This is a genomic window from Aquiflexum gelatinilyticum (assembly GCF_024813435.1).
Lineage (GTDB): Bacteria > Bacteroidota > Bacteroidia > Cytophagales > Cyclobacteriaceae > Cognataquiflexum > Cognataquiflexum gelatinilyticum.
In genome coordinates this window covers 74125-86492 of the sequence record NZ_JANAEZ010000003.1, presented here as the reverse complement: position 1 = coordinate 86492, position 12368 = coordinate 74125, and the positions used below count along the sequence as shown (strand labels likewise).

At 40.7% G+C, this 12368-nt stretch carries 9 protein-coding genes; 5 read left to right on the top strand and 4 right to left on the bottom strand.

All coding sequences use genetic code 11. The annotated features are described in order from the left end of the window. Positions 1-24: 24 nt before the first annotated feature. Positions 25-2874 (bottom strand): PD-(D/E)XK nuclease family protein, encoded by a 2850-nt coding sequence (locus NK987_RS08310; protein ID WP_259263473.1) that lies wholly within the window; start codon positions 2872-2874, stop codon positions 25-27. Positions 2875-3030: 156 nt separating this feature from the next. Here NK987_RS08310 and NK987_RS08305 point away from each other — a divergent pair, with 156 nt between their 5' ends. Both NK987_RS08305 and NK987_RS08300 read left to right on the top strand, forming a co-directional pair. Then, positions 3031-3240: a hypothetical protein gene (locus NK987_RS08305; protein ID WP_259263472.1), complete on the top strand. Its 210-nt coding sequence runs from the start codon at positions 3031-3033 to the stop codon at positions 3238-3240. Further along, positions 3237-3557 (top strand): type II toxin-antitoxin system RelE/ParE family toxin, encoded by a 321-nt coding sequence (locus NK987_RS08300; RefSeq protein WP_259263471.1) that lies wholly within the window; start codon positions 3237-3239, stop codon positions 3555-3557. The genes NK987_RS08305 and NK987_RS08300 overlap by 4 nt, the downstream gene beginning before the upstream one ends. Before the next feature lie 28 nt (positions 3558-3585). Here NK987_RS08300 and NK987_RS08295 read toward each other — a convergent pair whose 3' ends face one another. Then, complete coding sequence (locus NK987_RS08295) at positions 3586-6807, bottom strand: UvrD-helicase domain-containing protein (protein ID WP_259263470.1); 3222 nt, start codon at positions 6805-6807, stop codon at positions 3586-3588. Positions 6808-7172: 365 nt separating this feature from the next. Between NK987_RS08295 and NK987_RS08290 the strand changes: the two genes are divergently transcribed. Next, complete coding sequence (locus tag NK987_RS08290) at positions 7173-7493, top strand: hypothetical protein (RefSeq protein ID WP_259263469.1); 321 nt, start codon at positions 7173-7175, stop codon at positions 7491-7493. Continuing rightward, positions 7483-7809 carry a hypothetical protein gene (locus NK987_RS08285; protein WP_259263468.1) on the top strand — a complete coding sequence of 109 codons (327 nt, stop codon included), beginning with the start codon at positions 7483-7485 and terminating at the stop codon, positions 7807-7809. The genes NK987_RS08290 and NK987_RS08285 overlap by 11 nt, the downstream gene beginning before the upstream one ends. A gap of 138 nt (positions 7810-7947) precedes the next feature. On the opposite strand, the gene NK987_RS08280 is transcribed toward NK987_RS08285, so the two are convergent. Next, positions 7948-10893 (bottom strand): FAD-binding and (Fe-S)-binding domain-containing protein, encoded by a 2946-nt coding sequence (locus NK987_RS08280; RefSeq protein ID WP_259263467.1) that lies wholly within the window; start codon positions 10891-10893, stop codon positions 7948-7950. Positions 10894-11112: 219 nt separating this feature from the next. On the opposite strand from NK987_RS08280, the gene NK987_RS08275 reads away from it, so the two are divergent. Next, complete coding sequence (locus tag NK987_RS08275) at positions 11113-11376, top strand: hypothetical protein (protein WP_259263466.1); 264 nt, start codon at positions 11113-11115, stop codon at positions 11374-11376. A gap of 453 nt (positions 11377-11829) precedes the next feature. On the opposite strand, the gene NK987_RS08270 is transcribed toward NK987_RS08275, so the two are convergent. Beyond that, a complete protein-coding gene (locus tag NK987_RS08270; RefSeq protein ID WP_258422545.1) occupies positions 11830-12333 on the bottom strand; it encodes a hypothetical protein in 504 nt (167 codons plus the stop codon). Between the last annotated feature and the right edge of the window lie 35 nt (positions 12334-12368).

Here is a 12368-nt window from a genome sequence, read left to right as displayed (position 1 = left end):
AGAAAAGTTTCATTAATTCAATACTTACCTTCCACAAATACCTGAATAGGGGCAATACACGCATTTTTTCAAGTCATCAGTCTGAGAAAAAGGAACTTCAGGATCATACATTTCTTCAAGCATTTTCCTCAAACCTGATTCATATTCGACTGCATATTCTATGTAGTCCTGTACTTCAGATTTTTGTTCTTTGTTTTTGAGGTATGGATTGAAATCTTCTTTGAAAATCTCCTTGAAATTAAATAGCGCAGGTTTCAGAGGATTGGAATTTTCAGGATGCATGGCCTGATAAAGCAATCCATAATACATGGTCTGCATGGCTGCTTTGTTCCTGTTTTTATCATCCCGATCAAAAAGACTTGCCACATTGGTAAAATCCTTTTTGTCACCACCCGATTTGTAATCAATCAATCTAATAGTACCCTCTTTCTCATCCACCCTATCGATAAATCCTTTGAGACTGATCTTTTTGATTCCGGTTCCAGTGTTGATTTCAAATTGGGCTTTGTGGGCTTTTTCCATAGATACCAGGCGGAAAGGCGCATCTTTTTCATCAATCTCCAGCAAACGTACCATGTATTTTTGCATCACATCCCGGACAATAGCCATTTGTCCACTGAGTTTGGTATCGGCATTTTCCTCCAAGTGATAAAACTTCCTCACCCCCAATTCGATCGATGGAAAGACCCAATTTTTCCTCAAATCCTCGAAATCTCCTTTTTCAAGAACATCCCGATTTTTCCTTTTCCTAAATCCATCATAGAGAAATTCCATGCTGTAATGGGCAATATTTCCAAAAACCGCCGCATCGATTTCCTCCTTCACCTCATCTTTTTCCTGAATGTTGGCGAGGTATTGCAGGTAAAACTTAAGTCTGCAATCCAGATACACACTCAAAGCAGAAGGTGAAAATGAAGTCTGGGAAAAACCTTCGGTAGTAACCACATACCTCTCCAGCAAATTGAGCACTTCGGGGTTTTTGTGAATGGAAATGGCATCTGTATTTTTCAAGTCAATGGGTACATAGATGATTTCTTCCTTCATCTCAATTCCCATCTCCACCATCATCTGTTGGATATACCGGCTCTTTTCACCGGCCTTGCCCTGATCGGAAGCAGTGGTATAGATCATATGAACTTCCTCCGCACTGTGCAAAAGCCTGTAAAAAGTATAGGCATAAATGGCATCATTCTGTTCCTGAACAGGCAGACCAAACGCCTTTCGGATATTAAAAGGAATCATGGAATTGAGCCCGGCTGAAGGAGGAAAACTGTCCTCGTTCATATTACAAATAATCACACGGCGAAAGTCCAGGTTCCTCGATTCCAACACACCCATGACCTGCAATCCCTGCAACGGTTCCCCTTCAAATGGCAATTTCACCTCACGGAATACCTGTCTGAACAATCGGATAAAAAACTCGCGGTCTACAGTCGTCGATTCCTGTTTTTCAAAAATTTCCCTTAACCTGTTCAACTGCTTGAAGCATTGGTATAGGTACGAGCGCTGCAATGGTTCATCGGTCAATCTCTCCGCAAGCTGTTCCATCAGGACAGAGAGATATGGAAATAGGGTTTCACTTTTGAGTTGCTGAAAGATAAGCTGGAACAAAGTGCCTCCTTGATGGAGCGAATACTCAGGAATATAGATTTGATTTTTCTCCTGCATGTCTGCCAAAGTCTTTGCTACAAAAGACTCATTTTCAGCTTTGAGGTAAATCGAAGACAGCAGGTTTTTGACAGGCTGATGGTAAAATAAAACCTTGCCTTCCTCGACTTTGATAAAGCGCTGCATTTCCAAAACAGCCTCCAGAAAAGCATACACAGGGGTATTTTTGACGGGATAGCCCATTGTCACATTGACCTTGTCGATTTGACCGGGCAAGGTGTGTAAAATTGGAAACAGCATCTGCTCATCCGGCAAAATCACCACTGTCTCCTCCCAATTTTCATCCTGTCCTCCTTTTTCTAAAATAGACCCAACCAAATTCGCCTGATTGGTTTTGAGCGGAGTGGCATAGGTATGGATTTTAGCTTTTCGGTTTTGGATATGGATGGGAATTTCCTTTGGAAATGTCGGTCCAAAAATTTTGTCTTTTTGATATTCCCTAAAGAAAAGTCCCGCTTCCTGATTGGCATCATCCAAATAATATCCATCGATATCCCAAAAAATCTTGGCATCAAATTCAGCAATGAAATGCTTGATCAATTTCTCTTCCGTACCTGTAAATGCATTGAACCCGATGAAGATGAATTGCTTTTCTGGCTTTGAAATCTCTTCCAATGACTGTGCTACTTTTCGGTACAACTTTCCAGAATAAGCCAATCCTGAAACTTCCAGAGATGCCTGATAAGCTTGGTATAATGGACTGAGCATTTGCCAAAACTTCAGAAATTTTTCCTGATGGCTTCTGTCCTGTCTTTCAAATGAATTCCAGAATTGACGGATCAATTCAATCTGACTGTTGCTCAAAAAGCTAAGGTCAGATTCTAGTTCCTTGATTTCTGACAAATGGAGATAGAGTTTTTTGGCATCAGCCATAAACTGATCCAAGTCATTGAAGTCTTTGAGGATCATTTCTCCCCAAAAATAAAACCTGTCAAAAGTCTCCGGTTCAGGATGAAGGCTTTGGTAAACTTTATAAAGTTCAAATATCAACGTCAGATCGTCTGAAGGCCGCTGTCCGGCATATTGGTAAAAAACATCCTCAATCGTCTTTACCTCCGGCATCCAGGTCGGCTTCTCTATCAATGCTCCCAAATGTTGTGTAAAGAACAATCCAGCCCGGCGATTGGGCAAAACGATCACCAGATTTTGGAGTTCCTGATATTCTTGAAGAATGGAAGCTGCTGTATTTCTTAAAAAACTATGCATGAAAGTAAGTTAGCTAATCCTACAAAAGAAAAGGATTTAAAGGAAGGTAAAAAATCATTGACAGTAGATGTCAAGAATTAATTCCTCCTGCATTATTGCGGTAACTTTCAGTCAAGATTTATATCTTTATAACAGGTATATCTAAAAAAGTGCGAAATGAAACAAGTAACCATTAATATCCCGGAGAATATGTATGGATTTTTTATGGAATTGATCCAAAAACTTGGACTTGAAAAAGTGGAAAATGAAATTGTAGATATCCCTGATTGGCAAAAAAGAGAAGTTATACACCGGATGGAGTCAACCTCCCCTGAAGAATATTTGACTTGGGAAGAAATCGAAAACCGATTAGAAAATGGTTTATGATCAAATCTTACACAGTAATATTCAACCCACAGGTTTACGACGATATCAAAGATTCACTAGCCCATTATAGGAAAGAAACAAAAAGTGAAATTCTAGGCCAAAGATTTCTTAAAGCTGTCAGGACAAACATCAAAAAACTAAACAAAAACCCGCTGAATTATCAAATTAGATATAGAGATATCCGATTTTTGGAAATTGTTCCTTTTCCACATCTTGCACATTTCAGAGTAGATGAAGAAAATAAAATTGTCAGGGTTGAGGCCATTATTCACCCAGCTCAAGATCCAAATAAATGGCATTCCAAAACTTCTCTCTGATTTTCTGATTTGGACCTAGGGAATAATTTCAAACTACCTCTACCACTTTTCCTGATTCCAAATAACATATAAATCCTCTGACCGGCTTTGCGGCCAGTTTACCTACCAAGTCCATGTACTCGCAAACCTGCTTTTCATACTTTTCATAAGCTTCACCTGTCTTAAAATCCACGATGAGAGCCTCGTTATCTTTGAGAATAATCCTGTCCGGCCGCTTTTGTTTTCCGCCTGGTAGGAGGATTCCCTGTTCGGCCAATAAAACGCCTTCTGTATCAAACCAAGAAGCAAAAAGCGGATCCGCAAACAATCCCTGAAGTTGGGATTCTACCTGAAGGCGCCCCTCTTCTGAAATTCTTCCTTCATAGTAAAAGGCTTGTAAAATGGATTGGCATTCAGTCAATGTCCCGGATTTCTCCAAAATCTCATGAACCAACAATCCGAAATTCTGCTTTTTCCGCTGTGCCATTCCTTCTGCAGAAAAATCAACGGCATACTGTTTCACCTTCAGGAGTTCAGACCAATTTTGGTATGCCCACCGGAGTTGTGGCATATTCTTCTCCTCCTTTTTCTTGGTTTCCATTTTTGGCCAAGCTCCGTAATCAAAGACCTTGGTTTCAGGATCGAAATATTCGGAAAGGCTCAATTCTCCGGTGTGATCCGAAGATCCGCTAAGTATTTGTTGCAGATGGATTTCAAGGTTATTCAAAGAGGAATCTTTTTTGATTTCTTTAAAAGGCACCAATCCCCAAATCACTTCCTCGGCCCTTGTCAAAGCCACATAAATCATATTCAGACTGTCCAGATACGCCAAAGTAGCCTCCTCAGAATAGGTTTCATTGAAATCTGACTTCGCTAATTTGCCATTCAGAGTCAAAGGAATGATGGCAGATAAATTCCTTTCAGAATCCTGAAAAGGTGACCAAACCACATTGCCCTTTCTGGTATCAAAAATTTCCCATTTCAAAAATGGCATCAGCACTACTTTGAACTGCAACCCTTTGGATTTGTGAATGGTAAGGATCCTCATGGCATTATGCCCTTCGGGGATTTTGACAGTGCGTTTTTCCTTGTTTTCTTCCCACCACTCCAAAAATCCTGATAAATCGGCTCTGTTGTTGGCTGTAAAATCATAAACCGCTTCTTTGAAACCCGATATGTAAGCCTTCTCCAAGCCATTTTCCTGAAGCTCCAATTCCCCGATCAACTCCTCCACTGCCTCCATCAAAGGCAACTGCAAAAGAATTGTCTCCTTTTTTTTGAATGACTTTTCCTTTTTGACCAAGTAATCGGGGGTTTTTTCCAAAGCAAACAAGTCATGGTTGACCGGTTCGTTTTTCAGAACGGAATAATAGTACCACATCGTCTTGAACTGTACCTTATCTTCCGGTTCATGCAAGTAATTCAATCCCGCAACCAAGGCTTTGACTGAAGCCGACTTCTGTAGGTACATGGACTCATCCGAGAGTACATCAAAGCTGTAAGGAAGTACGAGATTGTCTGCTCCAAAGGCCATCAAAGTATCTGCGATCGCCACTCCCTGATCTTTCGTTCTGACCAAAAAAGCAATATCACGAAGCTGATACCCCTTGTCCTGTAACTCCATCACGATTCTTGGAAGTCGGGAAAGTGCCTGTGCGTCAAATTTTCCCTCTTCCTCACTTTCCTTGACATCGATAAATTCAAATCGAACTTTTCCTTTCGATTCCAGATTGGCTTTTCGGTCAGAGACCTTTTGGTGCACATCATGGTATGCCCGGGAAATAATCCCTGCATCGCTTGCACTATAGACTCTTTCCACTACCTCTTCAAAAACCTTGGGAAGCTGCTTGAAAAGTGCATTGTTGAAGTTGATAATATTGGGAAGGCTCCTAAAATTGGTGTCCAAGTTTTCGTTTCTGACCCTTTGGGCGCCGATTTCAGATTCGACTTGCTCAAGTAAAAGCTTCATCTCCCCTCCTCTCCAACGGTAAATCGACTGCTTGACGTCTCCTACAAGCAGGTTGGTATTTCCTTGGGAAAGTGAGTTTTCAAGTAATGGTTTGAAACTTGCCCATTGAAACCCTGAGGTGTCCTGAAATTCGTCAATCAGGTAGTTCCTGTATTGGTTGCCCACTTTTTCATAGATAAAAGGAGCATCGTTTTCCTTGGTGATTTCTTTCAAAAACTCATTTGCATCGGAAATTAACAGGATGCTTTCCTCGTCTTTGAGAAGGGTCAGTTCTTCAAGGAGGTTTCTAAAAATCCCAAAAACAAAAATATTCTTGGATATTGCCTCGAGCGTATTCCATTTGGTCAATAGGGTATCAAACTGAGAAAGGATCAGGTTCAATCCCTGATGATAAGCACTTTCGATCCGCTCCATATTCGGATCTTTTTTCTTATACCAACTTTCAGGATTGTCGATTTTGTCCACCTGCGTCGGGCTGAGTTCGGGAACAGGATGGTAACGGTCGCCCAAAAGATCAAACTTTTTAGCAAAAGAAAGGGTCGCTCCGGAAAAATCAGTCCATTCCAAACCATTGTTGATTCGGATCTGATTGGCTTCTTCCTTGAGTTGACGTGTGACCTTGATGAGTTCTGCTTTCCTTTCGCGAACAAAAGCATTCAGGTTTTTGATGTTTTCTTTTTCCTTCAAAAACTCCCTGATCTCATTCCCATATTTCTTGAAATCTTCCTGAAAAATCTGCTTTCCAAGTTCTTTTATATTTTTTCGGATATCCCAGGATTTACCGTTTTGGATTTGCTCGACAGCATAATCCACGAGCCATTTGTGCAAAAACTCATCGTCCATCACCTTTGAAACCACCCGGTCTACCACGCGGTCAAGAACAGCATCCTGATCCATTTCGATCTCAAACTTTGCATTGAGATCCATTTCCCTGGCAAAGGACCTCACGACTTTCTGGAAAAAACTATCGATCGTACTGACAGAAAACCTCCCATAATCGTGCAGTATGGCAGTAAGGACTTGGGCAGCACGGGATTTCAATTCCTCCTCACTGATTTTCAAACCGTCTAATAATTCCCGATCCATTTTCTGGTCAGTTTGAATGGAATGTTTCAGCCTTTTCAATTCCTTGATGATTCTCTCCTTCATTTCGGCAGTGGCTTTATTGGTAAAAGTCACCGCCAAGATGGATTTGAAACTATCAGGAAATTTTAAGGCAAGCTTAAGGTATTCCATTGTCAGGGTGTAAGTCTTGCCTGACCCTGCAGAGGATTTATAAATGATAAAGTTTCTGTCTTCCATTTTCAAAAATCAAGATAGACAAAACAAGTAGAATTAAGGAGGATAAAAAAACGATTGACGGAGAATGTCAATCTATAATTTTTACTCCTATCTTAATTTCTAAAAAAATAATTTCAGATTTATTTTGAGCCAAAGTGACCGTCTAAAGACAAAAATATACAATTCACCATATCCGAGTTTGAGCAAAAATCCAATTGAACTATAATTATTGATCTATACAACTTAAAAAAAATATTGAACAACCTTTATTTTTGGTTCTTTTATGAAAAAAAGAAAGATAAAATAATAATATTTATTTTATAAACATTATTTTTTTACTATTCTTATTGTCAAAATTCAAAAAAAAAAAATGTTAATAAAACAATATGAAAATTGAAATCAGCATAAAAGACGAAAAAGCAGAATTTTTCCTTGAGGTGCTCAGTAACTTTAAGTATGTCAAAATTCTGCATCCAAAAACCCCTCCACCCAAAAAAATATGGGATGGTAATGCAACTTCCCCTCAAGTAGAGGAGAAACTATATAAGTATGAAAGGGTAAGACCTCCTAGAGCTCCTTTACCTGTAAAAGAACCAAAAGTCATCATACTCCCTGAGAACCTTTCTGAGGCCGTCAGTCAAATCAAGGAACATCTTGAAGGTAAAATCAAACTTAAACCTGCTAAAGACTTATTGAATGAACTTTAACATCCTTTGCACGGATAACTTTAAAAAAGAGCTAAAAAACTTAATTAAAGAACATCCTTCCTTCAGCCACGACTTTAAATTATTATTGGAAAGATTAGAGGAAAACCCTGACACCGGAACTCCGCTTGGAAACCAGTTTTTCAAGATAAAATTGGCTTACAGGTCTATGGGGAGACAAAGCCGGGAGAAGCCCAATCTACAGGTGTATTTTTGCATCAGGCAAAATAATGTGTATCTGATAGCAGCATATAACAAAAATCAGCCTACTGAATTTCCAGAAAAAGATCTCATAGAGACTTTGAAATCAATCAAGTAAGGCAATAGCATTCATTTTTTAACCGGAGTTTTGTACTCTGAAAAAAACCGTAACCACAATTTCAGCTTCAGTAGATTCCGGGACAAAGGTTATTTAAGCCATTGTCCCGGTTTTGTTTTATACAAAATAGTCTGTTTCTTATTTTAAGGCCTCCCACATTACTTCTACCGGATGTTTGGCTTTCCTGCCTGTGCCATCTGCTATCTGATGACGGCAGGAAGTTCCCGGTGCCGCAATTAGAGTTGTCTCTTCCGCCTTGCGGACAGCCGGAAACAAAACCATCTCCCCTATCTGCATGCTGATGTCATAGTGCTCTGCTTCATAGCCAAATGACCCTGCCATGCCGCAGCAACCTGAAGGAATTGTTTCGACACTATAATTCTTGGGTAAGGAAAGCATCTTCTGCGTCCAAGTCATGGAAGACAAGGCTTTTTGATGACAATGCCCGTGAAGCTTGATTTTTTTGGTTTCTTCAGTAAAGGATTCTGATTTGATGTTTCCTGCAGCAATTTCCTTTCCGATAAATTCCTCTATGGTTTGGGTGTGGAACTTCAGTTTCTTTGCCCCTTCGACCAAATCTTTTCCTACGATCCTTGGATACTCATCCCTAAAACTCAAAATAGCAGAAGGTTCAATTCCAACCAGAGGATGATCTCCATCGATAATATCCTGAAAAACCCTCACATTGGCTTCTGCATGTTTCTTTGCCTTTTCGAGTAGACCCTTGGACAAAGCAGAACGGCCGCTTTCCTCGTGGTCCACTACCTTCACCTCATAACCCAACTTCTTGAACAATTTGATCGCCGTGATTCCAATTTGGGTATCGTTATGGTTGGTAAATTCATCTATAAACAGGTACAAAGATTTGATCACAGGTGTTTTTCCGGGAAGTTTGTTGTAATTATTCTTATACCATTTTCTCAAACTTACCTTACTGATTTCAGGCAAATTCCTTTTTGGAGCAACTCCCAATACCGATTTCATCAATCCTCCTGTAATTCCGTTAGACAAAGTAAAATTGGCTAAACCGGGAAGGATTGCCGCCAATCCATTCAGTTCATTGATATGGGCAAAGGCTTTGGAGCGCAAAGGAACTCCGTGGGTTTTTTGGTATTGATAAAGAAATTCCGCTTTCATCGAGGCCATGTCAACATTGGATGGACATTCGGCAGTACATCCTTTGCAGGAAAGACAGAGGTCCAAGGCCTCCTTGATCTCCGGATGGTCAAAGGCATTTTCTTTTTTGTCCAAAGTCAAAAACTCACGTAAAGTATTTGCACGGCCACGGGTAGTATCTTTTTCGTTTCTTGTAGCCTGATAACTTGGACACATCGTGCCACCCGATGCCGGCAGTTTGCGGCAGTCACCTGAACCGTTACATTTTTCCGCCAACCTCAAAATGCCCCCTGCTGCACTGAAATCCATCAGGGTGTGTTGCTCCGGAGTCACCATTTCGGCTTCATACCTCAATGAAGTATTCATCGGTGCTGTGTCCACAATCTTGCCGGGATTGAATATATTATCAGGATCCCATGTGTATTTTACCCTGCGGAGCAATTGGTAATTTTCCTCACCCACCATCATCGGTATAAATGGCGCACGGACACGGCCGTCTCCATGTTCGCCGCTGAGGGAACCATTGTATTTTTTGACCAACTTGGCAGAAGCCTCCGAAATCCTGTAAAACTCCTCCTGATCTGCTTTTTTCTTCAAATCCAAAATCGGACGCATGTGGATTTCCCCTGCACCGGCGTGGGCATAGTGAACGGGATTTTGGTTGAATCCTTTCAATATTTCATCCAATTCATCAATATAATCCGCCAGATCATCAATGTCCACGGCTGTATCTTCAATACATGCCACGGCTTTTGGGTCGCCGGGAATATTCGCCAACAGGCCCAAACCTGCACTCCGTAAAGCCCAAGCTGACTTGGTAAGATCAGGTCCGATCACGGGATAGGCATATCCCAAACCTGCAGCTTTCAGGTCGGCAATCAATTTGTCTCCTTTTTCCCTTGCCTCAGATTCAGTCTTTCCGGTGAATTCAACCATCAGCAATGCCATCGGATCGCCCTCGACGAAATAGCGGTTTTTGCTATATTCAATGCTTTCTTTGGTACAGTCCAATATGATTTTGTCCATCAGCTCCACGGCAGTCGCAGGATGCTTCATCGCCACTTGCGCGGCTTTCATGCTTTGGTGGATGGACTCAAAATGCGCAGCCACTACGATTTCCAATGGATCCGGAACAGGATCCAAGAGGATTTTGATCTCTGTGGTAAAGGCCAATGTTCCTTCCGAACCAGCCAATAGCTTGCAGAAATTGAATTTTCCACCATCTTCTGTAAAAATTTCAGAACCCAATAGAACATCCACTGCATAGCCTGTATTGCGGCGGTGAATGGTTTTCTTTGGAAATTGTTCTTCGATGTTTTTTTGGTTTTCCGGATTGGAAAGTTCCTGTTTGACCTGACGGTAAAGCTGCCCTTCCATGGTATCGAGCCTGCATTTTGCTTCAAATTCTTCCTTGGTCAGTTCCCCGAATACTACCTCTGAGCCATCACTCAAAAAAACTTTCAACTCCATGACCTTGTCCCTCGTCGTCCCATAGACGATCGAAGTAGTCCCGCAGGAATTGTTCCCCACCATCCCGCCGATCATGGCACGGTTGGCGGTGGAAGTAATCGGACTGAAAAACAATCCGTGGGGTTTCAAAAATTGGTTGAGTTCGTCGCGGACTACGCCCGGCTGCACGCGAACCCATTTTTCTTCTTTGTTGAATTCCAGGATTTTGGTAAAGTTTCTTGCCACATCCACCACGATACCGTTGCCAACACACTGTCCTGCGAGTGAGGTTCCCGCTGTCCTTGGGATCAGGGAAGTTTTGTTTTGACTAGCGAAAAGGATCAGTTTTTGGATGTCGGATTCTGATTTTGGGAAGGCGACAGCCAAAGGAATCTCCCGATATACGGAAGCATCGGTGGCATAAAGTGTTTTGGTAAGTGCGTCAAATCTGAGTTCCCCCTCTAATTGGGTAGCCAAATTCTCCAATAAAGGCAATAGGTTAGGTTTGGTCAAAGTCATGGTTCAAAAATAAATAAAAGAAAATGCTTCTCGATATTGATTTTGAAATTAAGGTGAAATAGAATCTTTGAAATGGAATGGATATTTCATTGATATTAAATGATACTACCTCTCGGTGGTCAGTCGACAGTGGCCTGTTGACCTAAAAAATCACTCCTTCATCCTTCATTTTTAACTGTTTTTTTCTTTAATTGAAATTAGAACCAAAAAACAACTTACATGTCAGGCGGAACATCTGTATTTAACATGCTCTCCTCTTTGAAAAACAACCAGAACATCAAGTCCGGAAGAAGTAAATTGGGAGACAATCCTTATAGTTCAAAATCTATCGAGGCTGAAAAGAGAAATTCAACCTATACCAAAGAATTGATCGACCACCGATTTGAGAGAAAAAATTCTGCAATCAGGTTGACCAAATGGGTTTGTGTGGCTTTGGGATTTGTGATTATGGGTTGCTTGGCTTATTTTCTAATTACTAATTAACAAAAATTTATGGGTGCGGAAGGGATGATGTCACAGATGAATCAATCGATTCAGGACAATAAGAACCTCAGAAAAGGCCGCAAGAAAATGGCTGAAAACCCCTATGCTCCTCAAGATGTAAGTCTGGAAAAAAGGAACCCCACGCTCTACGTGGAATCCAGGGCACATAGATTTTGGAGAAGGTCGGTTTCCAAAACGATTACCAGGCTTTATTACCTTATTTTAGGACTAATCGTTTTATGTTTTTTGGCTTACTATTTTTTTATGCAATAAAAATCAATTTGAACCCACATTTGCAAAATGATACGATTTGATACAATATTGACACGAAAAAATTCCTTCGTTTTCGGTCGAAAGATAAGATTCTTAAAAAAGCTGCTTTTTAGGAAAATTACGAATTCCAAAAAATATAAAGGTGTAATTACAAATTACACCTAGCCCTAACATCAAACGTTAATCCAGACCCTGAGGGGAGTGTTTATGATTTACTATTTTTTGTCGGCCAGATACAATTAGTTCATCCATTGAAACGGGATCAAAGTTGTCAGCCATTACAAAAAACTTGGCTGTAACTGTGTTGTTTATTCCGTAGTCCTTGTCAATATTAAAAGTTTGTCCAGGCTCTGCTTTGCTTAGTTTGTCAGCAATGATTTTTCTTAATTTTTTCAAGTCAGCAATTGTCCCACCTATAGCGTTGTCAGTAATTATTGCTTGGTCGTCAAGCGTAATAATTTTTAAATACATATATGGTCCGTAATGGTCGTGTTCAAAAACTATGTCCCGACTTGGGCTGTTCGTATAATCGTCAAGAAGTTTTACGAAATTCTGAAGTCCGCTTTTGCTACCGTAAAATCTCCATTGGTTTACGCCAAGTCTCTCGTCAAGGTCGTAGTAGAAACCAAGCTGTCGCCACTCGTCAATCATCATTTGGTCTATGTCAATTTTCTTGTCCGTCATTGTCGTAATGTTGGTCGTCTAAGGTTACCGCTAAC